Annotated in this window: 22 protein-coding genes; 8 read left to right on the forward strand and 14 right to left on the reverse strand. The window is 42.6% G+C overall.

The window, feature by feature from the left end:
* Window positions 1–342: 342 nt before the first annotated feature.
* From AC1DCV_RS28045 to AC1DCV_RS28070, 6 genes are all read right to left on the reverse strand, one after another.
* Window positions 343–1,428, reverse strand: a complete 1,086-nt coding sequence (locus AC1DCV_RS28045) for an efflux RND transporter periplasmic adaptor subunit (protein ID WP_477026284.1) — start codon at window positions 1,426–1,428, stop codon at window positions 343–345.
* A 19-nt stretch (window positions 1,429–1,447) separates the two neighbouring features.
* The gene (locus tag AC1DCV_RS28050; protein WP_477026285.1) at window positions 1,448–4,594 is read right to left on the reverse strand and encodes an efflux RND transporter permease subunit; all 3,147 of its coding nucleotides are present in this window, start codon (window positions 4,592–4,594) and stop codon (window positions 1,448–1,450) included.
* Between the two features lie 13 nt (window positions 4,595–4,607).
* Window positions 4,608–5,984, reverse strand: coding sequence for a TolC family protein (locus AC1DCV_RS28055; protein WP_477026286.1), 1,377 nt, complete (start codon window positions 5,982–5,984; stop codon window positions 4,608–4,610).
* A 258-nt stretch (window positions 5,985–6,242) separates the two neighbouring features.
* On the reverse strand, window positions 6,243–7,415 hold the full coding sequence (locus tag AC1DCV_RS28060; protein ID WP_477026287.1) for a chromate transporter: 1,173 nt from the start codon (window positions 7,413–7,415) through the stop codon (window positions 6,243–6,245).
* A 190-nt stretch (window positions 7,416–7,605) separates the two neighbouring features.
* Entirely contained in the window at window positions 7,606–8,487 is an 882-nt protein-coding gene (locus tag AC1DCV_RS28065) for a chromate resistance protein ChrB domain-containing protein (protein WP_477026288.1), read from the reverse strand.
* Window positions 8,488–8,514: 27 nt separating this feature from the next.
* Complete coding sequence (locus AC1DCV_RS28070; RefSeq protein ID WP_477026289.1) at window positions 8,515–9,051, reverse strand: hypothetical protein; 537 nt, start codon at window positions 9,049–9,051, stop codon at window positions 8,515–8,517.
* A 232-nt stretch (window positions 9,052–9,283) separates the two neighbouring features.
* Between AC1DCV_RS28070 and AC1DCV_RS28075 the strand changes: the two genes are divergently transcribed.
* The 5 genes from AC1DCV_RS28075 (at window position 9,284) to AC1DCV_RS28095 (ending at window position 13,748) form a co-directional block, all read left to right on the forward strand.
* Complete coding sequence (locus AC1DCV_RS28075; protein ID WP_477026290.1) at window positions 9,284–9,877, forward strand: RICIN domain-containing protein; 594 nt, start codon at window positions 9,284–9,286, stop codon at window positions 9,875–9,877.
* Between the two features lie 387 nt (window positions 9,878–10,264).
* Window positions 10,265–11,239 (forward strand): hypothetical protein, encoded by a 975-nt coding sequence (locus tag AC1DCV_RS28080; protein WP_477026291.1) that lies wholly within the window; start codon window positions 10,265–10,267, stop codon window positions 11,237–11,239.
* 142 nt (window positions 11,240–11,381) lie between these two features.
* Complete coding sequence (locus AC1DCV_RS28085; RefSeq protein ID WP_477026292.1) at window positions 11,382–12,224, forward strand: SDR family NAD(P)-dependent oxidoreductase; 843 nt, start codon at window positions 11,382–11,384, stop codon at window positions 12,222–12,224.
* Between the two features lie 71 nt (window positions 12,225–12,295).
* Complete coding sequence (locus tag AC1DCV_RS28090; protein WP_477026293.1) at window positions 12,296–13,153, forward strand: RNA polymerase sigma factor; 858 nt, start codon at window positions 12,296–12,298, stop codon at window positions 13,151–13,153.
* Window positions 13,154–13,220: 67 nt separating this feature from the next.
* Window positions 13,221–13,748, forward strand: coding sequence for a DUF3237 domain-containing protein (locus AC1DCV_RS28095; protein WP_477026294.1), 528 nt, complete (start codon window positions 13,221–13,223; stop codon window positions 13,746–13,748).
* Window positions 13,749–13,899: 151 nt separating this feature from the next.
* Here AC1DCV_RS28095 and AC1DCV_RS28100 read toward each other — a convergent pair whose 3' ends face one another.
* From AC1DCV_RS28100 to AC1DCV_RS28125, 6 genes are read right to left on the reverse strand one after another with little or no spacing between them, the layout of a single operon-like run.
* Window positions 13,900–14,397: a hypothetical protein gene (locus AC1DCV_RS28100; RefSeq protein WP_477026295.1), complete on the reverse strand. Its 498-nt coding sequence runs from the start codon at window positions 14,395–14,397 to the stop codon at window positions 13,900–13,902.
* 13 nt (window positions 14,398–14,410) lie between these two features.
* Window positions 14,411–15,151, reverse strand: a complete 741-nt coding sequence (locus AC1DCV_RS28105) for a hypothetical protein (protein WP_477026296.1) — start codon at window positions 15,149–15,151, stop codon at window positions 14,411–14,413.
* A 33-nt stretch (window positions 15,152–15,184) separates the two neighbouring features.
* The gene (locus AC1DCV_RS28110) at window positions 15,185–15,658 is read right to left on the reverse strand and encodes a hypothetical protein (RefSeq protein WP_477026297.1); all 474 of its coding nucleotides are present in this window, start codon (window positions 15,656–15,658) and stop codon (window positions 15,185–15,187) included.
* A 52-nt stretch (window positions 15,659–15,710) separates the two neighbouring features.
* Window positions 15,711–16,031, reverse strand: coding sequence for a hypothetical protein (locus AC1DCV_RS28115; RefSeq protein WP_477026298.1), 321 nt, complete (start codon window positions 16,029–16,031; stop codon window positions 15,711–15,713).
* 10 nt (window positions 16,032–16,041) lie between these two features.
* Window positions 16,042–16,770 carry a hypothetical protein gene (locus tag AC1DCV_RS28120; protein ID WP_477026299.1) on the reverse strand — a complete coding sequence of 243 codons (729 nt, stop codon included), beginning with the start codon at window positions 16,768–16,770 and terminating at the stop codon, window positions 16,042–16,044.
* A gap of 34 nt (window positions 16,771–16,804) precedes the next feature.
* Complete coding sequence (locus tag AC1DCV_RS28125; RefSeq protein ID WP_477026300.1) at window positions 16,805–17,128, reverse strand: magnetosome magnetite crystal formation protein family; 324 nt, start codon at window positions 17,126–17,128, stop codon at window positions 16,805–16,807.
* A gap of 230 nt (window positions 17,129–17,358) precedes the next feature.
* On the opposite strand from AC1DCV_RS28125, the gene AC1DCV_RS28130 reads away from it, so the two are divergent.
* Both AC1DCV_RS28130 and AC1DCV_RS28135 read left to right on the forward strand, forming a co-directional pair.
* Window positions 17,359–19,212: a helix-turn-helix transcriptional regulator gene (locus tag AC1DCV_RS28130; RefSeq protein WP_477026301.1), complete on the forward strand. Its 1,854-nt coding sequence runs from the start codon at window positions 17,359–17,361 to the stop codon at window positions 19,210–19,212.
* Window positions 19,213–19,483: 271 nt separating this feature from the next.
* Window positions 19,484–20,101: a hypothetical protein gene (locus AC1DCV_RS28135; RefSeq protein WP_477026302.1), complete on the forward strand. Its 618-nt coding sequence runs from the start codon at window positions 19,484–19,486 to the stop codon at window positions 20,099–20,101.
* 13 nt (window positions 20,102–20,114) lie between these two features.
* Here AC1DCV_RS28135 and AC1DCV_RS28140 read toward each other — a convergent pair whose 3' ends face one another.
* A complete protein-coding gene (locus tag AC1DCV_RS28140; protein WP_477026303.1) occupies window positions 20,115–21,008 on the reverse strand; it encodes a S41 family peptidase in 894 nt (297 codons plus the stop codon).
* 376 nt (window positions 21,009–21,384) lie between these two features.
* A complete protein-coding gene (locus tag AC1DCV_RS28145) occupies window positions 21,385–21,747 on the reverse strand; it encodes a winged helix-turn-helix transcriptional regulator (protein ID WP_477026304.1) in 363 nt (120 codons plus the stop codon).
* A gap of 123 nt (window positions 21,748–21,870) precedes the next feature.
* Here AC1DCV_RS28145 and AC1DCV_RS28150 point away from each other — a divergent pair, with 123 nt between their 5' ends.
* Window positions 21,871–22,779: an NmrA/HSCARG family protein gene (locus AC1DCV_RS28150; RefSeq protein ID WP_477026305.1), complete on the forward strand. Its 909-nt coding sequence runs from the start codon at window positions 21,871–21,873 to the stop codon at window positions 22,777–22,779.
* The last annotated feature ends 621 nt before the right edge of the window (window positions 22,780–23,400 follow it).

The following is a 23,400-nucleotide window of genomic DNA, read 5'->3' on the forward strand; positions in this document are numbered from 1 at the left end:
CCATGGGAGATTATTTTGATTACTATAAATATAACATAATCCGGGGAACCGGTTTGCGGGGTAAAATGAAGATTATCTAAAGCGAGTGTATGGCGTATTGTATAATATTCAAAGCTAGTGTAGTGGGGATTTGAGAATGACAAATGCGAGGGTATGGGCCTTTAGAGAATATTAAAAAAAGGATATTCCACAGGGTTTTAACGGGATCAAAAAAAATATCCGGGAATKCCAGGAGAAAAAGGCATTCCCGGATAGCTGATATTATTGTAACCGTTATATTGTTTGGTTTTCCGGTAGTTTATATGATGGTATACAATAAAAAAAAATATCGCATCATTAAACTTAATGCTTCAATACCCAAAGGCCCGTGCTACCTGGTTTTCTTTCATCTGTGGCTTTCTTTAACAGGGTATCGCCAACGGATATGTTGCCAAATATCTCAATGCCTGCATCCACAGTCATGCCTTGCCGGATGTCTACCCATTCTGCTTTACCTTGATGAACGCGGATCACAAACTTCTTTTCCTGGGTGGTGGCAACAGCAGCAAAAGGGACTATGAATGATGACGTACCGCGTTCCAGGGCTATCTTTACATAAGCGAAGGAGCCTGCTTTGAGTAAGTGATCACTATTATCTACCTGAAATTCCCATAACTCCGTGCGGGTGCCAGGGTCAATAGTTTCTGATTTACGGGTAAGCACTGCTTTGAAACGCTGTGTGGGATAAGCATCTACCCGGAAATCGATATTCTTTGAGATGCTGGCAGCAGCCGTATAGATTTCAGGAACGGCTGCACGAAGGCGCAGGGTCCGGTTATTCTGCACCGTGAGTAACATGGCATTGGAACCTACCAGCGATCCGGGGTCAGCTTTACGGGCAGTGATTACACCGTCGAAAGGTGCGGTGATATACAGGTATCCGGATACTTCTTTGTATGCCTGCGATTGTTTACTGGCAGCTACATAGGTAGCACTATCCGCCAGCATTAAATTGCGACTACGCTCCAGGTCTACAGGGGCTACAATACCCGGCGTTTTGGCCTGGGATGCCCGAAATAACCGGTCATAATTATCTCTGCTGGATGCCCATTTAGCCTTGGCAGACTGCAAAGCGGCTTCTGATTCTGCAAACCGGCTGTTAACTTCCGGTGCTTCTATAATGGCAAGTGTTTGTCCTTTTTTTACACGGTCGCCCAGATCTACTTTCATGGCACGTACAAAGCCCTGTACTTTTGCAAACAACTCTGCATTTTCATATGGAATCAGTTCCGCTGGTAACTCGATCGTTTTTTTAACGGTATCCTGTTTCAAAATAAATACCGGCACAGTATCCTGGACGGCATTTGCGCTTTCTTTTCCTGGTTGTTTCTGTACGTTACCACAAGCTGCTAATATTACAATGGCACTAATGAACGCGATGGATCGCATATAATTGAGTTTATTTTTATTATTGTTTATCATAGTGAGTACTGTTTGAATCATCCGGATCTAAAGAAACATATTTAAATGCCCTTCTGCCGATGATCAGTTGATATACATGAGGTAGAAAAAACAACACACCGATAGCGGAGAATAGCAATCCACCAATTACTGCGATGCCCAATGGGGCTGTTTGATCGCCTCCTTCCGAAATACCCGAAGCCATCGGGATCATTCCTGCTATCATTGCGGCACTCGTCATTAAAATAGGACGTAAACGCGCTTCGGCTGCCCGCATATGACCGAAGGGAATACTTTCTTTCCTGTTAAATTCAGCGTTTGTAATAAAAAGCACTGCATTTGCAATAGCCACGCCTACCGCCATGATCGTACCCATATATGACTGAATATTTAAAGAGTTGCCAGTAACTAAAAGGAACAACAACGAACCGGCAACTACCGCTGGTATAATGGATAAAGTAGCCAGTGCAACCCGGAAGGATTGAAAGTAAACGGCCATTACCAGGAAGATCACGATCACTGCTATCAATAATCCAAATTGCAGACTGGTAAGCGTTTGCTCCAGTAACTGCGGCTGACCGCGCAGCAGGATTTTGGCTCCGTTCGGAAGTTTTCCCATACCGGAGACCATCTTGTTTACTTTACTGAAAACGGTTCCCAAATCCTGTTTATGGACGTTCGCCGTAATAGTAATGTAACGTTGCTGATTAAGCCGGTCATATTCTCCTGCGACAATGGTGCGCTTCCAGGTGGCTACTTCACTCAAATAATGTGTATTACCAATGCCTCCGGATATTGGAATAGCTTCCAGCTGTGCGGTACTGTTCATCCGGTACTCCGGATATTGCACCTGCACCTGGTAAGCAGTACCGGTTGTTTTGTCCAGCCAGTAATTAGGCGAGGTAAAGCGACTGGATGAAGTGGCTATCGCAATTGAACGGGCTGCCTGATCTCCTGAAATGCCCAGCTGTCCTGCTTTTACTCTATCTACATCTAACCGGATGGCCGGGTAATCCAATGGAGTAGATATCTGAAGATCACGTAAAGAAGGAATGGCAGACAATTTATTTAATAATTCCTGTGCTGTCTTTCTTCCTTCTGCCAGGTTACGGTTCACCACAGCTATTTCTATCGGATTGGTACTACCAAGATTTAGCACCTGTTCCACGATGTCACCTGGTTCAAATGATATGCTTGCTTTAGGAATTTCTTTGGCAACTGCGGCCCGTAGTTTTTCCCTGAAAACAGCGATGGGAATAATATCTTTCTTCAGTTTTATTTTAGTCACCGATTCCTGTGGTCCACTTGTCCATAAGTGAATGTAGTTTACGGGGAAGCTGGAAGGCTGTGTTCCAATAAATGCCGATGTAATCTCCGTATTTCCTTTACCGGCAATGCTGTCAGACAATGACAAAAGTCGCCGGGTGGCATCCTCTGTTCGCTCAAAGCGCGTACCAACAGGAAGGCGCAAGCGGACCTGCGTTTGTCCACTATCGGTTTGTGGGAATAGTTCTGTTCCTGTAAATGAGAAGAGGAGCAAAACAAGACCGACTGAAATAACCAGGAATAATGTTGTGACCCATCCGAAACCTGATTGAAACCGTTGCCCTGCAGCAGCATACCGTTGTTTTATTTTAGCGTAAAATCCTTTATCCTGCTGTCCGTTTTTGTTATTCAGGTGATCTTTCAGCAACCAGTTGGAGACTACCGGTACAAAAGTCTGAGATAACAGGAATGATGCAATCATAGCGAATCCTACAGCCAATGACAGTGGCATGAACATGGCTTTAGGCACACCATTCATAAACATGGCAGGTACAAAAACGGCCAGAATACTCAGGAGGATCAGTAGTTTCGGTCCGGCTATTTCCCGACAGGCATCTGTGATAGCACGGGCTTTATTCTTGCCCATTTCCTGATGCCGATGTATATTTTCAATCGTTACGGTTGCTTCATCCACCAGTATTCCCACAGATAGGGCCAATCCTCCCAGCGTCATGATATTGATTGTTTGACCGGTGAGATATAATAAGGTGGCGGAAGAGAGTAGGGCCAGTGGAATAGTCATTATAACAATCAATGCACTGCGGCGATCCCCGAGAAACAATAACACCATCAGTCCTGTAAGTATGGCTCCTAAGCCACCTTCAAATAACAGGCTTTTCAGCGAGTTGATAACGTATCCTGACTGGTCAAATTCATAAGTAACTTTAATATCTGCTGGTATTGCGTCCTGCATATCCGGCAACGATGCCTTTACTCTCTGTACAACATCCCAGGTAGAGGCATCTGCACGTTTAGTCACCGGAATATACACAGATCGTTTACCGTTAATCAGCGCATAGCTGGTGGTAACGTCTGCTCCCAATGTTACGTTGGCAATATCTTTCACATATACTGCCGGACCTGCACCTAATTGCAGTGGCGTATTCTGCAGGTCCTGCAAGGTTTCGATGACACTGTTTTGTGGAGTGATATAGGTAGTATCACCGATGCGAACATTACCGGCTGGGGAGATGGTATTAAATTTAGCAATGGTCTGCACCACCTGGTCAGGTGAAAGATTATGTCCCCGTAGCTTTTCAGGATCTACCGTAATCAGCACTGTTTTTTGGTTACCACCGAACGGAGGAGGAGCAGATACACCTGGTAATGTAGAAAACATGGGGCGTACCTTAAACAACGCTAAATCCGATATCTCACCTAATGACCGGCTTTCTGAACTGAAAACCAATTGGCCTACGGGAACACTTCCCGCATCAAAACGGGTAACGAAGGGTGGTACAGTACCGGGGGGCATAAAAGCTCTTGCACGATTTACATACCCAACAACTTCCGCCATCGCCTGGCTCATATCTGTGCCTTCGTTAAATTCTATTTTAATAATAGCAGCACCCTGAATACTTTTAGATTCTACATATTTAACGCCTGTGATGTATAGAAAGTGGTACTCGTAATAGGAAGTAACAAATCCTTCTACCTGTTCGGGAGACAGCCCGCCATAAGGCTGTGCAACATATACTACCGGCAAACCAAGGCGGGGGAATATATCCACCTTCGCATTGCGGATAGACAGGAAAGAAAAAAAGAGGATGGCAATAACTGCTACCAGTATGGTGACGGGATGCCTTAATGCCGAAATGATTAGTTTCATAAAGAGCGTATCGTTATTTCAGTTTATCCGTAAAAACATTCAGGTTACCATTTGCCGCTGCCAGTTCCAACAGGGAATGCCATACCTGCAAAAATGTATTGGCTTCGCCAGCTTCGGCTTTTAGCAGATCATATTGCCCCTGAATCAGCCTTGTAAAATCTATCAGACCACTTTCATAACTAAGTTTCAATCCATCAAAGGCGAAACGGGCAGCGTGAGCCTGTACCAGTGATTGTTGTGCAATAGATAAATTCTGCTCATAATTAAATTGTGCAGTTTCTTTTTGCTTTTGTAGGTTTAGTTTGACCTGATCTAATTGTGCCTCGTCTGATTTAAGCAGCAGCTTGTACTGCTTTTTCTGGAGATTTACCTGTGAAAATTGCAGGATGGGAAAACTTATCTGTACTCCGGCGCCATAATTTCTACGGGATAAAGACCAGCCATCTGCTTTGTTGACAGATCCATCTGCCTGCACACCGGAACCACGCGCAAAGGCATTGGCCCAAAGATCAAGTTTAGGCCGCCATGCCCGTTGTACTTCTTTAAGGGCAGCTTCGCTGACTTCTTTTTTAGTCTGATAGTACTGAAGGGAAGGGTGGGAAGCAAAGCCGGAAGAGGTGTCTGCATCAACAGGCAATTGATTAATCAGCAAAGTATCTGATAATACAATACCATCCGGCTTTTCAGGTAAATTGGTTATCCGCGTGAGTTCAGAAATTTCTGCATAGTACTGACGCTGTATTGTCATCAGATCTGTTTGTGCCTGTGCCAGCACTGACTGAAACTGGGTAGTGTCGATACCTGGTCGCAAGCCTTGTTGTGCATATACCAGGGACTGTTGTAGCCCAACTTTAGTGCGTTCGATATTGGCTTCATAACTCTGCAGGAGTTGATGGAGATACACTGCATTCAGATAGGATGTTATGGCAAGGAACTGTTGCCGGAAAAGTGCATCATTGTAATAGGTGCCCGCCAGTTTATATTGTGCTGCTGCCTTTTCAACAGCCGCCTGCCGCTGCCCAAAGGTAAGCGGGTTCCATTTCAACAAGGCAGCTACGGCAGTACCGGGAACGGGATCATACACATTTCCGGCAGAAGGAGGGCCGGTCATTGGGGAGATTAACCCTGGGTAGCTTACCCCGATGATATTATTGTAAGTGGCATATCCAGCCTGGTAACCAGCTGTTAGTTCCGGCATCAGTGAGTTTTTCGCAAGACCTACATTATACTGTGCCGCCTGGGATTGTTGCTCATATGCTTTCACCTGCGGCTGCGATTGTACCAGGGATAGTAATTCCTTAATATGGATTGTCCTTTGTTGTGCTATAGCGGGTAAAGACAGCATGATTAAGCAACCATACATCCATACCTGCTTGTGGTAAACGTTCATTTATTAGTTATTTAGAATAGTCTTATCCGATCTTTCTGGCTGTATTCAGACGTTCTGTTTTTGGAAGTTTCTGCAATATAGCCTTTAAATTTATCCAACGTTTCCAAGGCTCCGTTAGCATCAATTAATTTTTCAATATTTTATTTTCCCGGAGGCTGTAAGCCAATGCACTGTTCGCATGTAAGATTCAGGCCCCTCCAAAGAGCAGTCCGGATTTAAGAAATTGGATGCTGTGCATATCATTGAATTTATGGGTGGTTATTGAATATGCTTTAGTAAAAGCCCGATACCTGCTGCCGCTAATATGATTACCGGCTCTGGCAATTTTTTAAATCGCAATAGCACTATCACTGTGATGATAGCCAGGGCAATCGTGTAAATATCTACCAGTGATCTTTTACCCAGTACAATCACAGCGCCGGATATGGCGCCGATGGCAGCAGCGGTAACCCCATCAACAAAAGCCTTTATGCCGGGATGTTTTCCATATTTCCTGAAATAAGGTGCAGGCACCACTGTAAAAACATAAGAGGGAAAGAAGGTGCCAAAAGCGGCCACACAAGCACCGGCCAAGCCGGCCACCAGGAACCCGATAAATGCTACGGTTATTACAACCGGGCCGGGGGTAATCATAGCTACTGCCACTGCATCCATGAATTGTTGCTCATTCAACCAGGCATGTTCTTTTACTACTCCACCATAGAGAAATGGAACGATAGCTAAACCGCTACCGAAAACCAAGGCTCCTGCTTTAGTAAAGTATAAGAGGATCTGCCAGAGCGTATTACCGGATGCACCGAATGAAAAATTGAACAATAGCGGGAATGAAAAAGATGTAATAAGTTCTCCGGCTTTTTTCTTCGGGGCGGATATTTTCTTCTTTGGAGATTTCACCCACCAGTAAATAATTCCGGCGCCGAGGAAAAGCAACACGTTTTCATTTTCTTTCCATATTGTATATGCGGCTGTAATGAGATAAATGGCGCCCAGCCACTTATCTGTGCCAATTGATTTACGGGTTAGTTTATAGGCGCTCATGGCGATAATGCCAATGACAGCTGCCCCAACCCCATAAAATACGGCCTGCATCCAGGGGATACCCTGCCACTGCGTATAGATGAATCCCAGGGTCACTACTATAATAAACGATGGCAGCACAAATGCTAAACCGGCGAGTGTTGCTCCCAGTATACGATAGTGTACGTATCCAATGTATATGCCCAACTGTGCGGCCAGTGGGCCGGGGGCAAGCTGCGCTAATGCGAGCCCTTCTTTATAATCTTCTTCACTGATCCACTTCCTTTTTTCAACCAGGTCACGGTGCATGTAACCTGCAAGAGCAACCGGGCCACCGAAGCCCCAGCTGCCTAACCCAAGAAAATAGCCTACTAATTGGCGTAGGCTATAAGTCGCAGTGCTATTATTGTCCATTACTATTTATTGATGTTTTATTCCAGGTATGTTTTTCGTCCTGGCGATATTTTGCCCGGCGATATAAGCATCATACACCTTTTTCCCTACGGCTGGTGCGGTAATCCACTTCACGATAGCTCCATTTGGCTACAAAGTCCGATTACCCGTTATTAATAAATAGAATGAAAACGAAGGTTTTGTATAGTTTTTACTTTTTCGGCAAACTTTTTTTGTAGGCAGATGGACTTTTGCCGGTATGGGTCTTGAAAATCCGGGTAAAATGGCTCTGATCTGAGAAGCCAGTCAGGTAAGCAATCTCCGTCATGGAGTGAGATGTATGGGTGAGTAGCTGAATAGCTTTGTCTATCCGTAGTTTGCGGATGTAATCTCCAAAGGTGAGATCATCAAAATATTTGGAAAACTCCCTTGAAAGATAGGCGGGGTGTACCTGTAGCGTTTCCGATAGTCCTTTCAGGCTAAGGTTGAGATTAGTATCTATCTGGTCCTGGATGATCTCCTTTAGTTCCTTTGCCCAATGAGGCACTTTTTTATTATCCTTTTCATCCTGAAGGAATTTCTTGAAAATATCCAGCAGTTGATTCTCGAAGGGTTGTTGGGTATGCTTTACGTGCTGAAGATATCTGGCCCAGCTATAGAGGGAATCATACAACAGCATTCCTTTCTGCAGCAATTGATAGTCATCCGGCTCATCATGCGCCATACCTGCGGAGATTGCCCATAAACCAGCAGCCTGGGGAGCAAGATCATGTCTGTCTGTATCTGCCCCCCGAATTATAGGAGCCAGGGCATGAATAGCCGGATCATCAATATTGTGTTTCTTTATGATGTAATCAAAGGTGCATAAATCATCGTAATGGGTATACTCAACACCAGCGAGATCAAATGGAATGGCATTCAATTCAGCAGCTTTGGTCAGCACTTCATTGAAGGGGACGTATATAAACTCTGCCTCCTGGTCTACAAATCTTTTGATCAGCCAGGGACAAGCCAGCCTGTCAATTTTGGGTCGCTCGCGGGTGATCCATTTCATATACAAATTGAATTCTACTTTCTTTAATTGTGCCGACACTGTCTACACAATTAAAGGCTAAATATTTTATCGTTGAGTATTTCCCCGTACAGGAGCGTACATCGGGGCATAAAAGGGAGAATAGCCACTGTAGCCGCCTCTGCTTACGCCAATGCTACCGGAAATGGAGAATGTTTTATCATTGCTGATATACATTACGCCTATTTTAGCATCTGAATAGGCGGCAAAGTTGTTCGTTTGCATAAAGCTATTGCCCTTGTTAACCGCAGGTTGATAAGGCAGGCTGTTGTAACGGAAAACGGAAGGTGTTATTGATACGCCTCCGAAGGCGTACAGGTTGTTGGTCAGTTGACGGTTAATCTGCAATGCCAAAGGTACTGACAGGAAGGAGCTGCTTCCTCCTTTAAATGCTACAAAGCCAGTGGAAACGCCTGCATATTTTGTAACAAACCATTTTTGATGGATGTTATTGGTATCGCCTACCTGGTGAGGGTGTTTGAAAGCAGACTCCATGCCATTCATAGCCCCGAAAGAGGAGTCTATCTGTGCATTTACAGTCATGCCCGACATTAAAATAGCAGCAAAAAAAATGGTCCGTAACATACAAATAAAGGTAAGTATCCTTTTTTATTTAAATGCTAACAAAATCACAATTATTGAATCTGGAAATTTAGACAGCGATTGTTACGCGTAAGGTGAAAACCTCATTATGAGCGCTGCCTCTATAGCAAAGTCACTGCAGTAGCCCCTCTTATTTTTGCTTTGAACATTACATGACACCAGAAAACCTTATACAGCTATTAAACCCTTTCTTCATTTTAAAACAACCCTATTTATGAAACGAATCAACTTCGTGCTATTATTTGCATTTCCCGTCACTTTATTAATGTCTTCCTGCAGGAAGGAAGCTGCGCCAGCTACTGCCGGAAAAGAAAAATCACCAGTACTGCCCGCCGCCGCAGCTGGTAATTCCATTGCTTCCTCGCTGGCCAGCTTGCCGGTGGGCCGCCTTAGTGGTCCTTACAGGATCGTCAACGAACAAAGCGGTAAAGTACTGGAGGTCGAATTGTCAGAGATCAATAACAATGGCGGAAAGGTGCAGCAATGGGAGTACCTGAATAAAGACAATCAAAAATGGATACTCACTGCCTTGGGCAATGACGCTTACATCATTACAAACGTCTGGAGCGGGAAGGTGCTGGAGGCGCAGGCGTCAACTGCTTACCAGAATGGTGGCCGGGTACAGCAATGGTCATGGTTGCAGTATGGCAATCAACAGTGGAAAATTTCCGGTAAAGCCTTCATCAATGTAGGTAGTGGCAAAGTTTTAGACCTTTCCTCTACTACTGTGTATGTTAATGGCGGGATTATCCAGGTATGGGACTGGGTAGATGGTGCCAATCAACACTGGACTTTACAGAATCCATGATCTGATGTAGATTCTTTATTTTTCGTTGTAGATAAGTTTTTTCTGTTGCTATTGTGGGAGGGGAAAAGCGTGGAATACATTTACAGCCATTCAGGCAGTATAATAAGAAACGTGTTCTCCTCCTTCTTCCAATGAACCACAAAATTAATAGCCCCTGATCCTTCCTCCATGCCTGGTTTTGGATGATGCCCCCAAACTGATCAATCAGAAAAGGTATACTTCTTTTGTAGTCATCTCAAAAAAAATAACACCAGGTACCCGAAATTTTCTATTTTAGAATATTGTTTTTATTTATTGTAGCCTGACCATATCATGCCAAAGTAATCATGTTTTTTATTTATTAAGTAACCATATCTCTTTTTTGAAACCTTTAAATTAAACATTGTTATGAAAGCCATGTCCGTAGGTGCGATTGCACTCTGCCTGCTATTCTTTGCCTGCTCAAAGAACGACAAGCCTCTTGAAAATCCTTCCACATCTGATCCGAAAGGAAAAGTAGCGGTTACATTCAGCGCAACAGGTTTTACACAGGAAACCGTAGATTTACCCAATAGCAGTGCGAAGCTGGCTGCTACCGATTCTATGGGAAGTTATGTCCGGTATTTCTGGTACCTGGCCTATGATAACCGCGGCAAAGAAGTAAGCAGGCAATTTCAGAAGTCTTCCATTGGAAGTGCCTTTGGAACCGTTAAAGATTCCCTTCAGCCAGGAGGGCCTTATACGATTGTGATGTTTGCTTCCCCCTTTAATATGCCGTTCAATGGCTCTGATACTTTGGGAAATGCCGGTTATCCGGATCGGAAGCCAAAGCCATTTCCGCTTGATTCAGCCTACCTGAGTTTTAGGGTGGTAAATTGGTATTGGCAAAAAGAAGCATTTTATAAGAAATTCACGATCAATATCAATACTGATACCATTGTGGCTGCAAGGGCACTGGACAGGATTGTTGGTAAAGTAGAAGTAAATATTTTAGATGCGAATGCCAACCAGGGTATTGAAGTGCGTCTGGATAAAGAATGTGGGTATTATTTTTTTAACACAGGTCTAACAGATGCTGTTTATACAGACCCGGCTATCCCCGACATCGACAGGCCCCAGATCATTAAACCTTTTGTGAGGGTGAGCGCCACAAAGTTCGAACGCTTTATCCTGAATAGAACGACACCCATGGTGGCCACTATTACGGCATGGGATGGAAGCGGTCATATAATGGCGGAGCGGAAAGTAAGATTCACTAATGAATGGAATAAGAAGGTGATCATTACCGGTAAGCTTTTCGGACCCGAGATTGATCCTCATTTTGGATTCAAGGTATCGCTGAATACTGATTGGAACGCGGATAGTACACAAATCGGGTTTTAGTAACCACGACGCGTATAATAATGAAACGGGATATAATTTAGCGATAAGTTATATCCCGTTTTTATTATAAACAACCTCAAAGACAGTCCTTATATTTCTTGTAATCAATAACTTAAAATTATTTCACAAAAACCCGATCATTTTGCGCGGCTCAATCGTCAATAAGAGAAAGCCAGACAAAATGGACAATTTAAAAGACAAAGTAGCCGTGGTATTTGCGGCATCGGGAGAAATAGCAGGAGCAGTTGCCCGCTCATTCGCCCAACATGGCGCAAAGGTGTATGTCACCGCACCCAACCTGGATGCAGTAAAAGCTTTGGCCAAAGAGATCGGGGCTAATGGGGGGCAAGCGGAAGCTGGCCAGGTGGACGCATTGAACGAGACGGAGATCGACAACTATTTACAAAAGGTTGTTGCGGACAACGGAAAACTGGATATGGTGTTCAATGGTATCGGGAGCTACTATAAGGATGCAGGTAGTGGCAGCCCCACGACAATGGTCACTTTCGGGCAATTTCTGAATCCTCTACAAAGAATTTGCGGGTCGCAGTTCCTTACTTCCAGAGCAGCTGCAAAGTATATGATCCAATCAGGGTCCGAGGGCACCATCTTACTGTTTACGGCTTCCATGTCGAGAACGAAGACCTCCAATATGGCAGGATTTGCCTCCGCCTGTGCGGCCATTGAAGGGCTGACGAGGGTAATGGCAGCCGAGTTTGGCCAGCATGGAATCAAATCGATCTGCATTTGCTCCGGCGCCTTGCTGGAAACAAAGAAGATTTCAGGAATGATCAGTGATTTTGCTAAACTATCAGGCATTTCCGAGGAAAAAATGGCTTTGCGATACACAAAATTTGATATCCTGAAGTCAGGGCCAACATTGAAACAACTAGGCGAGACGGCGGCCTTCCTGGTTTCTGAAAATGGAATGGCTTTCAATAGTCATATTGTCGATTTTGATTGCGGGAAACTTAATTTATTATAATATATTTAGTGGGTTGGAGGCTTCCTCTAAAGCCTGCAACCCGCTTTGTTATGAAGCACTAAATTGATTAAATGGAAAAAGAAGAAATACTTAAAAAAGCGTTGGCCGGTGATATCAACTCATTCCAAACGCTGTTTGCCGAATTTCAAAACCAGCTGAAATCATATCTCTATCGCTTATTAACCGATCGGAATGACGCGGATGACCTGACGCATGATACCTTCATCAGGGCATTCGACAAGATATCCACCTTCAACGGGGATTCCTCCCTCAAAACCTGGGTATTTAAAATAGGGACCAACCTGGCCTATGATCATTTAAGAAGATTAAAGAGATGGCCGGCAGATGCGCAGGATCAGGGCGCAAGTTTAGCCATCGGTACTAAGGAGATCCAGCAGTCGTTCAGGATTGTTCACCAGACTTTCAATGCCGGGGCTTATGAAATGAAAGAACATATCGATTTTTGTTTCACCTGCATCTCGAAAACCTTACCCATAGAAAACCAGGTAGCACTGATTTTAAAAGACATTTACGATTTCCAGGTCAAAGAAATTTGTCTCATTCTGGATAAGACAGAAGGAGTTGTAAAACATCTCCTGAACTTTTCCAGGGATACTATGACTAACATTTTTGATAACAGGTGTGCCCTGGTAAACAAAAATGGTGTCTGCGACCAATGCAGTCAGCTAAATGGAATATTTAATCCCAAGCAAGATCAGCAAGAGCAGCGGATGAAACTTGAATTGGTAAAAGAGTCGAAAAAATTTAACAGATCGGAGCTTTTTACCCTGAGAACAATATTAGTAAAAGCTATTGACCCGCTGCACAGTTCGGGCGCCGATTTGCAAGATATTATTATGAGATGTACGAGGACGGCTATCGGTGAAGTAAGTGATTTTTTTGACTCGTCTCCGGTTAACGCAGATTAAAATTCAATACCAGCGTTATAAGTCATCATCATTTCAGTAAGTCAATTTTAAATAAAACCACGATAAAATGAAAAAAGTAACCTTTCTTGCTGTATTCTTTTCTATTTATTTTTGTGCACAGGTAAATGCCCAGGAGCTTAAATCAAAATTTTTATTTGATTTGGAAATCACCGTCAACCCACCACAAGCGATTGGACCGGTGTTGAAAGGAACGCGACTTATTTTTCCGTTTAAAGAAGGTGCGATAAAAAGTGATAAAATTAACGGCAAAATGTTGGACTGTAGCGGAGAGTGGGGGCTTGTTGTAGATTCTACCACTTTTAAAATGGACGTTCGTGCCACTATTAAGACAGATGACGGTGCTCTTATTTACATCGCCTATACCGGGTATAACTACGCGAGTGCAGCAAATTCTGCTTTAATGCGTGTAGGGAAGGGCAATGAACTTCCGCCCTCTGAATATTATTTCAGATCAACTCCCGTGTTTGAAACCAGTTCTCCGAAATACGCCTGGCTCAATCATACTATTGCCGTTGGTGTAGGCCGTTTCCCATCACCAGGCAAATTAGTTTACCGTATATATGCCATTAAGTAAAAGGAATGAAAATTTGATATAAGTACGGCACTTATAGCCCTTATATTTTTATAAGCAACAAAACCCGCTACTATAGCGGGTTTTGTTGCTTGTGCCCTGTGTGTATATTAGATTGGCGGCTTCGTTCGCTMGGGCGGCAAACGATTACATCTTATTCACTTTTAACAAATGCTAAAATGGGATTTAATACCTGTTCCACATATTCCTGCTCCCGGGCGTTGCTTTTCTTACTGTTGGTAAAAGTATCGCTGATGGAATAATTTTTCATAAACTGCTTCTTCTGTTGACCAATGGCGTATTCCATGGTACCATGTTCCCGGGAAATATTGATAATCGTCATTTCTTCAAAGGTCATTAGCCGTTGTTTGAAAAATGGTGCGTTGATTTTGTAGATGACCTCCATATTCTTATCAAAAAGAAATTTCACATTGACATTAAACAGGTAATCATAGATCGCGTAAAAAACGAGTATAGCACCGATACCGTATGATATGTACCTGATATTGTAGTTCAGCCAACTGTCCGTAAAAGGAATTATCCCAAAAATTAAAACGGATAATATGGCGAATGCTTTTATCTTGGGCATAAAGCCATAATAGGGCTTAATGCTCAGTTCATGGGATGTTATTTTCAACTGATATTTATTCATACTTATCATCCATTTATGGCCTTCTTATACTATAGATGTTTCGCGTTATACCACCCGATCCTTCACTTTCTTTTTTGATGTGGTGGTATTCAAACTCTTTTAAAACAAATGTTTCGGGATGTGCGGCATCAAAACTGCCGGCATCCATTGAAAGCTTGCCGAAATCATTTGGAGAAGCTACCTGCCCGGTATGCGGGATCATGATAATGGTATTATTGGCCTTATCTGTTTTTACAATTTTAAACAGGGTGTATTTGCCCTCCGCGTTGGCGCTGGCATGTGCTTCAAAAATGCCCACCTGGCAAATGTCTCCTGCTTGTGGGTTCCTGATGTATTGCTCCGTATAGTCGCTTTCTATCTCATAAGATGGTTTCCCACTATTTTTTAAGATACCCAATTTATCCGCAGCGAATATTCCCGCAACGGAAACAATGCAGCCAATGAAAATGCCGATTACGCGCTTTCCTTGTTTGCTGAGTTTAACAGACGTTGTTAGTTTAGTAGTAGCTGCAGCTGTATTAAAGGCGGTGGTTATTTCAGGGCTCCAATTATTTTTGCTGATGGATTGCTTACAGGATGTGCAGGTGACGGTTGCCGATAGCTTGTTCAACCGTTGGATAACCACACCATCCTGCTCCTCCTGCAATAAAGTCATTTCAATAAATCCCTTCTGATGACAATGGGGGCAAGTCACATGCGCCAGGGGAAGGGTTTTTACCGGGAGATAATTTGTCGAAAATCCAAAAAGGTACATGCCTTGGTTTTTGTTCAGGTCAATAGGATCAGGTTAGGTTGCTTCAATTCCCATGATCTCCGTCACTTCATTGATCGCATTTTGCGCGGGTTGTTTGCTAAATAATCCCACTACTATAGGGACACGTTTCTCATTTCCATTCTGATCGAATATGAAAAAGGCGGTGCTATCCAGTGTTATAAAAAGATATTTGCTACTGAGTACATAAAAATTGTCAAAATTATCAAAGTGATAAATTACTTCGCCGCTCAGCGCATTGTTTTTATGGATAACGGTTTTTGCGTTGGGATCAATTGTTAGTTTTTTGGTTGTTTTTAATAAGTTGATCAACGCAAAAATGAGGAATAGTAGCGCCGCCCAGATGCCGATTTTCTTTTCTGCCGGAATAATAAAATACAAGGCTGCGCCTATAGCCAGGCATACTACCGAACGGACAACTGCCGTGGACATACTGGTTTTTAAATGAAATTTGTTCCCTTCCTGCGTGAAGTATTTATAATTACCCATGTTCTGATTTTTAAAGTGTTGACTATATCAATTGCAGCTGATGTAAAAAAATCTACAGGCGCTCCTGCATTTTTATCCGCTTCCATCGGGCATATGCTTTGTAAAAGAATACAGCGCCCACCAGTAGCAAAAGAGCAAGGATTCCCCATTTACCAGCATGTTTATAGAGCAGCTGCTGGAAGTCGTTCATTTCGATGATGCCGCCTGCTATTTCCCATTTTTGAATCCGGATAAATTGATAAATGCCGGCGCCTGCAAAAAACAGCCCAATGAGCAGATGGACGATCACCCTGGAATAGGGGTCTTTTTTATTGCCTTCATATATATGATCTCCGGCGAAATGTGGGTCATCTTTTTCTGTTTCAATTTTCATCTGCTTCAGTTTATTTCCTGTAAATCATTTGTACATTCCCTAAAAGTTTCTTATCGGGCGCAGTAAACCGGAGGCTTTTATAGTCCGTCCTGGAAAACGACATTTCATTTCCGGGTTTAAAATCCGCATCAGCTACAGGGGCTTCACTGGCATTGGCAGGAACGTCGATGCTTTTATCGGAGGCGATGGCCTTTACCACATCATTAGCTGCATCTATGGCCGTTATTTTAAATAATCCCTGTTGGTGGCTATCGAAAAGATATACCAATACCAAGTCTCCGGGTAGGGGACTGGCCGCATATTGTTCGGATTGCTGTACCTGCACTTCCCGGTTTGTGCCAGTTTTAGTTGTTTGCTTAGGCCCGATGCGGTGGTAAATAAATAAACCTGCAAACAGCAGGAAAATGGCGCCGAAGAACAGGATGTTCAGCCAGATCAGGATTCTCCCTACTTTTCCTGCATTAAAAGAGGACTTTACCTGTATCTGTTTCTTTTCAGCTTTGTAAAAGGCATCCAGTTCTTTGTCCCAACGCACCACTGGTACGTCCCGGTGGCAATTTTCACAAGAAACGGCAGCCGTTATTTTTTTGGTGTTGCGTACCCAACCTGCTTCCAGCTGCAGCTGATAGAAGGTCATTTTCATTTTGCCCCTGTCCTGACATAAAGGACAAGGGGCATCGGGTACTGGGATCGTTTTAAGGAAGAGATGATTTTTGTTTATTCTCGTAACTACTATCATGACATTAAAATTCCAGGGTCATTTCAGTACAGGCTCAGTTAATGAAAGCAAATTTGTCTTCGAACATTTTGCCAAATACCGGAACCGGCTTTTCAGCGCCGTTGCCGGCATTAATCATTCCGAGTATCCAGAATACTGTTAAAACATATCCCACGAGGCCCAGGAAAGACAGCGCCGGAACCACATAGGCAATAATATTCAGAATGATGCTGACAGCAATGCTGATAATCGCCAGACCTAAAGACTGCTTCAGGTGGTATTTAAGTAAATTGTCTGCCCGGTCTTTTCCGGAAAAATAGGCAATCAGCCATCCAATCAGTGTAATGTAGGAGATAATAGATAAGGTACGGTTGTTCATAAAATGTAAGGGTTTGTCGGGGCAATATTGCCTGGCACAAATATGCGCCTGCCACCCATGATTTTCCAAAACCTGCTATGCTACAAAGCGTCTACCCCTTTGGGCTAAGCGTCTACAATACGACTACATCTTAATAATATCATTGAATGTCAAATATTTATAGAGATGATAAATATTCATTTTATTATATTCTTACAGCCGCTTTTATCAATTTATAGTAATTTGCCGGCATGAAATTCCTGCTTCATTCGATATTAATATGCATTTACATTAGTTTGTCATTGGATGGTTTCGCACAAACAGAAGCTGCTGAAAATTCGCGAACTCGCAGTAAAAACGCATTAAACGGAAATGCCCAGCCAGATATATTATATCAGCAGGCCGAAACTTTTAGGGTCAATAAAAACTATAGTGCTGCGGGGTCGACAGCCAGACAAAGTATCCAGACAGCCTTACAAATTAAAAACTATACAGCGGCAGCCAAAGCGTACACACTGCTGGTAACTATTAAATACAACAGCCAGGAATTAGCCACCCTGACACAAACAAGCGACTCTGCCATGTTAATGGCGCATCGGGCGAATGATCCTGTAGCAATGGCCTATGCTTATTATGCCCGGGTGCTGGTATATAAAACCCTTGATGACCCGGAAAATATGGTAAAAAATTGCCAGTCTGGCCTCAAAGAACTGGAAAAACGGATGGACTATACCGTTGCCGGTAAATTATATTACCAGCTTTACGTGGTAAATTCAGACTGGAACAATGAAGCCAAAGTAAACTTTTATGCACGGAAAGCAACGGAAAATATCCTGCAAACGAAGGACTATAATATGTTGAGCAACTGCTATGCTGCCCTGTCGGTGGCCCATGAATATAACTATAACGCTCAAAAAGAAAAGCGGGAACTGGACAGTACCTTGTTTTATTTAAGTCAATCGGAGGCCCTTTACCGGCAATACCCCGGACAGGTGGCCGATTATACTTATGCCATTACCTGTATTAATATCGCCAATTGTTACATGAAATATTTTCCGGAAACGGACGACGGAGCCAAAGCTCAGGCTATCCATTTCGCCAATACCGCCAGAACCGTGCTGAAAGATGCAAGCAACTGCCAGGAAGTGATTGCCAGCAGCTTAGGCATATTAAGCGAATATGCCCGGAGGGAGAATAACAATGTACAGGAAGAGCGTTATCTGTTGGAGGCTTACGAGGTAATGAAAACAGAACAGCCGCCCTATTACTATACAATGATCAATGTGGTAAGAGGCTTATCTGGTTTTTACAAGCGCAAAGGCGATTATCAGAAAGCACTGGACTACCAGGAAAAAGTAACGGAATACAGTAATAAAAACTTTAGCCAGAAACAGGCGCAGAATGCACAAAAGCTGGAAATACAATACGAAACAGAGAAGAAGGATAATGAAATGCGGATCCTGAAAGAGCGGGAAAAAAGCCGGATGCTGCAAAACTATTTATACGCCTGTATCGCATTGGCTTCCCTGCTTGGCCTGATGTTTATGTTCCGTTCCTATCATTTCCGGTTACGCTACTCCATGCAACGGGAAAAGCAGCTGCAACTGGAAAAACAGGATTCCGAGTTACAGATAAAGCTGCAAAAAGAAGAACAGGCAAGGCTGAGGGCAGAGCAGCAGCTGATGGAAACCCAGCAGCAACAGCTTCAAAAGGAAGTAATGGCCAATGTATTGCACCTGGAACATAAGAATCGCATGTTGCTCGACATAAAAGATAAATTATCCGAAGGCGGTTCAGTAAACATGCAAAAGATTTTAAAAGAAGAACTGGTAATTGACAACGATTTTGAAAATGCAAAATTGCAGATCCAGCGTGTACATCCTGATTTTTTTAGCCTGATCAACGAAAAAGCACAAAGAAATCTCAGCCCACTGGACCTGAAACTATGTGCCTACCTCTATCTAAAAATGGATACGCGACAGATAGCCCAGCTGATGCATATCGAAGCCAAAAGCGTCCGGATGAGCCGTTACAGGATCAAGCAAAAGCTTGGCCTGGGAAAAGACGAAGACCTGAATATTTTCCTGCAAGGTTTGGGCAATTGAGCCTGGAAAGGCCCACATTAACTGTTCCCCAGTGATGTATTTGCTAACCAGGAACCGAAATCATTCGCCAGCCGCTTTGATTCTCCCGAATCGTGCATATAAATCCAAACCGAAAAGTTTCTTTTCAATTTTTTGTTCTATGAGTGCTATGATCATTTGTTTGATGTTCAGTTTTAACCTATAAACGTATAGTAATAGGAGGAGAAAAATCAAATTACAGTCATTCTTTTCTTTATTTTAATTAGCTTTATTGCCAACCAGTCCGGCATATATGAAACAGGAAATACTTACTCAGATTCAGCGTTTAGGCGGAAATATAGATCATGTGAAAGGCTTCTCACTGCAGGAAGACCTGGCTGCAATAACATTCCCGCATCCGTTGTACCCGGATTATTATGGTGACGAATTATATGGTGCAGACAAGTTTTATGCTGACCATCATCAGCTTTATATAGACGATAAGCAAAGCTTTTATAAAAAACTGGGAGATCACTTTTTTTCTGATCATGAAATTCCATATGGACAAGCATTCTTTAGGAATAGACTGTTCACTCCATTTAAAGAGGGGACATTTGACTTTGATGAATGGAATGATATGTTTATGGACGAAGAGGAAGTGGATTTAACCGAAATTTATAAGGTTACGGAGAGCACCACGCCCGACTTTATGCTCATTACCTATAGTTACGGTTTTCCTGATGAGTATTATGTTTGTCTGAATGATAGCAACCCCGAAAATCCAACTGTGTTTGGAACGGACCATGAAGTTTTTTTTAGTGAAATTACCAACAGCGGGACTTTAGAAGATTTTTTTAAACGCTTTTTGACAAAAGATGAATTTCTCAAAATAGTTGAAAACTATATTGAGCATCAAAAAACAGATAAGTAACAGGTTGTCAGCATTACTGCTTATAGATATATTCCAAAGCTTCATCTTTATTATTAATAAAATTTTCCGAACGGTAGGTGATGGCTTTGTCGGGCATTAATGCCCCTTTCTTGCCTTTCCAGTTCTCCCAGTACCTGGTGGAATAGTCGATCATCATTTTAGTATTAGGAAGCCTGAATCCGCGGACTTCTCCATAATGATTTATATTACCACTCGTCATTTGTCCAACCAAAATGGCGTGGGTATTTCTTTTAAGCTCAACGGCATTCATTAATGCAGAGGAGAAGGTTGACTTCCCGATAAGCACAAAGAAGTGCCCCTTTTTATTTAAATAACTATGCTCAATACTATCTATGAAAGGTCTCAAAACCCCCGAATTACCGCCATCATTAAAGCGTAAGTCAATAATTATTTTATGGGGTTGCGTGCTGGCGATTTTTGAAAACAACTCATTGCTGAACTGAGAGAATGGGTGATTATTATCTTCTGCACAACGTGCAAAATCAAAATAGAGTATCTTCCTTAAGGTGTCGTATTCATACCAATACGCTTTACCATCTTCCCTGTAAGGCAACATCGTCCGGTATTGGTTGGCCAGCGCTAATTTTAAACTATCCTTACTAAGGGAACCAAGTGTTACATTGAGCATTTCATGATTAGAATTTTGCAAAGTGAATACTGCACTTGTATCTGAATTCAGAATACCTAATCCTTTCAGGAAAGAAGGGTTGTTTAAAAATTGCTGTCTGTAAATCTCAAAATAGGATGTATTGTCGGCTTTAATTACTTCCCTGAATTTCCTGTTGATTTCATCTATAGGATGCCCGTTTATGGCCATCAGTTTAGATAAAAGACAGGTTGATTTTAGAGAATCAATACCGGTAACAAAAATGCCATCATCAAACATTTCAAATTTTATTGGCAGAAACAGATGGAATCGGGGCTCAATCCTGGTATGTTCATCGCCGATTGATACGTTTAACTTGAAAAGTGCTATCATGAAAGTTTCATAATCCAGGCTATCTGCTTTTGAAGCTATCATGGAAACTTTATGCTCAAATTCGGACTTGCTTATTTTATCATACAGGTTTTTATGCTTTACTGGCAATGTATCTCTGTAATACATCAGGTCTTCAAGCAATTCTTTTTTTGTCAGGTGCTGTGAAAAACAACAATCAGGAATTAAAAAAGAGCATACAAGTAAAAAAGGAAAGTACTTTTTCATCTGGCACTGTTTTGTTTTATTGTTAGCATCCGGGTTGGTATATACTTATCTTGAAGTGTTAACTTAACCTGAATTTCTGCCTATGCAGGTGTCCCCATCTTATCAATGCTTCTACTACAGGTAAAATAGTTTTTCCATGCTCAGTGATCCCGTATACAACAGTTACAGGTTGCGTATCGCAAACGGTTCTGGACACCAATTTATTTATTTCCAAATCCTTCAATTCACTTGAAAGCACCTTGGCAGAAATGCCACCGATGTCACGCCGCATTTGCATAAAAAACTGTTTCTCGTCTTTGCTGGCGGCAAGATATACCAGGATGATCAACTTCCATTTTCCGCCACATAGATCGAGGCTATCTTTTAAGGCGAGCAATGGGCCACGACATTGTTGGGTAGGTAATTCTTTTATCTCCGTCATTTTTTTATAGATAATAGTTACTTCCAGGTTATTAGTTACCTGCGGTTAACCTGTCGCTAAAATACATCAATTCGGTCGATTTTTGTATTACACCAAACAATCCATTAACCCATATTTAAATTTATGCAAAACAGTCAAAAATTAATTTTGGTTACAGGTGCAACCGGTCAGCAAGGTGGTGCGGTAGCCCGTCATTTGCTGGCAAAGGGGTACAGGGTCAGAGCCTTCACCCGCAATGCAGATACTTTTGCCGCACAGGTATTGCGCCTGGCTGGTGCAGAAGTGGTGGAAGGTGATCATGATAACCGGGAATCTTTAGACATAGCGATGGAAGGTATTTATGGCGTCTTCAGTGTTCAGCCTTCTGAATATTCACCCGGTTTTACACGGGTTGGTTTTGGCTATGCTGATGAAGTCGGGCAGGGCAGGAATATTGCTGATGCTGCACAAAAGGCGGGTGTCAGCCATTTTGTTTATTCATCAGCGGCAGGTGCTGAGCACCTGAAAGGTACCCGTAATTATAGTAAATGGGAAATGGAGGAGTATATCAGGGACCTCCGGTTACCGGCCACTATTTTACGCCCGGTTTGGTTCATGGAAAACTTTACCGATCCTCTTTTTGGTTTACAAACGGGTACCTTTTCAACGGCTATAAAACCCGACGTAGCAATACAACTTATCGCAGCAGATGATATTGGTGCATTTGCGGCCATTGCTTTCCAGGAACCTGATCATTTCATTGGAAAGAGCCTGGAGATTGCCGGTGACGCACTGACCCCATCACAGATTGTTAGTGCCATCAACGGCGTAAAAAATGGCCCCATCATTTCTTATACTCAGATTCCGGTTGAGATCATTCGTCAACATAGCAGCAGTGCAGCGCGCGTATATGAAGTAATCAATGAAACAGGTTATAACGCGGATATTCACACTCTAAGAACGCTGCACCCGGGATTAATGAATTTTGACAACTGGCTGCAGAAAGAAGGGAAAATAAAGCTCAATACGCTTATGCACACGAACGGATTTTAATCTGATGATGCCCCGGCCAATGCTTCCTGATATACTGGAAGGATGCATTGGTATTAACAAATTGCATAAATGAAGTGGGGTGGTATTCGCTGCTGATCTTGATCCTGACATTTTTATGTGGCGATTATTGATCCCGGTTACYACCTCACTCATTCATCCTTTAAACGKAAATACTTTCCCGATCAATGGTCTACCAATTTGGTATAGAAAAAGATTATTTTATTCAATAAAAAACTCTACATTTGAAATTGTCGGGCATGAAAAACTAACGCGCGTAATTTTAAGGTGAACATGAAACCCAGGGTATCAAAACCTTTATACCATTTTCTATGAGCATTTTCGACTAAATCTGTTATTTCCCGGATCTTATACTGTAGAAGGAAACCTTCGTCAACGAAGGGGCGTGCCATTGTTATACATATCTATCTCTCCTAAAACAAAACCAAAATCAATGAATCAGAAAAACAAAACTTCATCATCGTGTTTAATGCGTAGAATAGCCCATGCACTAAGGATCTGATAACGACTGTACTATTGTTTTTTAATATTCCCTTCAGCTACTACGTTGTGGAATAGCATTGCTATGCCTGGAAACGGCATACCGCGTTTACCTTATTTCCT

Source organism: Chitinophaga sp. 10T418 (assembly GCF_056394125.1).

Coding starts and splice junctions, on each gene's coding strand:
- AC1DCV_RS28125 (WP_477026300.1), bottom strand. CDS start 17,128: ATGAACAACCGTACCTTATCTATTATCTCCTACATTACACTGATTGGA.
- AC1DCV_RS28090 (WP_477026293.1), top strand. CDS start 12,296: ATGGAAAAAGAAGAAATACTTAAAAAAGCGTTGGCCGGTGATATCAAC.
- AC1DCV_RS28080 (WP_477026291.1), top strand. CDS start 10,265: ATGAAAGCCATGTCCGTAGGTGCGATTGCACTCTGCCTGCTATTCTTT.
- AC1DCV_RS28095 (WP_477026294.1), top strand. CDS start 13,221: ATGAAAAAAGTAACCTTTCTTGCTGTATTCTTTTCTATTTATTTTTGT.
- AC1DCV_RS28140 (WP_477026303.1), bottom strand. CDS start 21,008: ATGTTTGATGATGGCATTTTTGTTACCGGTATTGATTCTCTAAAATCA.
- AC1DCV_RS28150 (WP_477026305.1), top strand. CDS start 21,871: ATGCAAAACAGTCAAAAATTAATTTTGGTTACAGGTGCAACCGGTCAG.
- AC1DCV_RS28145 (WP_477026304.1), bottom strand. CDS start 21,747: ATGACGGAGATAAAAGAATTACCTACCCAACAATGTCGTGGCCCATTG.
- AC1DCV_RS28135 (WP_477026302.1), top strand. CDS start 19,484: ATGAAACAGGAAATACTTACTCAGATTCAGCGTTTAGGCGGAAATATA.
- AC1DCV_RS28130 (WP_477026301.1), top strand. CDS start 17,359: ATGAAATTCCTGCTTCATTCGATATTAATATGCATTTACATTAGTTTG.
- AC1DCV_RS28115 (WP_477026298.1), bottom strand. CDS start 16,031: ATGAAAATTGAAACAGAAAAAGATGACCCACATTTCGCCGGAGATCAT.
- AC1DCV_RS28075 (WP_477026290.1), top strand. CDS start 9,284: ATGAAACGAATCAACTTCGTGCTATTATTTGCATTTCCCGTCACTTTA.
- AC1DCV_RS28105 (WP_477026296.1), bottom strand. CDS start 15,151: ATGTACCTTTTTGGATTTTCGACAAATTATCTCCCGGTAAAAACCCTT.
- AC1DCV_RS28050 (WP_477026285.1), bottom strand. CDS start 4,594: ATGAAACTAATCATTTCGGCATTAAGGCATCCCGTCACCATACTGGTA.
- AC1DCV_RS28100 (WP_477026295.1), bottom strand. CDS start 14,397: ATGAATAAATATCAGTTGAAAATAACATCCCATGAACTGAGCATTAAG.
- AC1DCV_RS28070 (WP_477026289.1), bottom strand. CDS start 9,051: ATGTTACGGACCATTTTTTTTGCTGCTATTTTAATGTCGGGCATGACT.
- AC1DCV_RS28045 (WP_477026284.1), bottom strand. CDS start 1,428: ATGCGATCCATCGCGTTCATTAGTGCCATTGTAATATTAGCAGCTTGT.
- AC1DCV_RS28060 (WP_477026287.1), bottom strand. CDS start 7,415: ATGGACAATAATAGCACTGCGACTTATAGCCTACGCCAATTAGTAGGC.
- AC1DCV_RS28110 (WP_477026297.1), bottom strand. CDS start 15,658: ATGGGTAATTATAAATACTTCACGCAGGAAGGGAACAAATTTCATTTA.
- AC1DCV_RS28120 (WP_477026299.1), bottom strand. CDS start 16,770: ATGATAGTAGTTACGAGAATAAACAAAAATCATCTCTTCCTTAAAACG.
- AC1DCV_RS28055 (WP_477026286.1), bottom strand. CDS start 5,984: ATGAACGTTTACCACAAGCAGGTATGGATGTATGGTTGCTTAATCATG.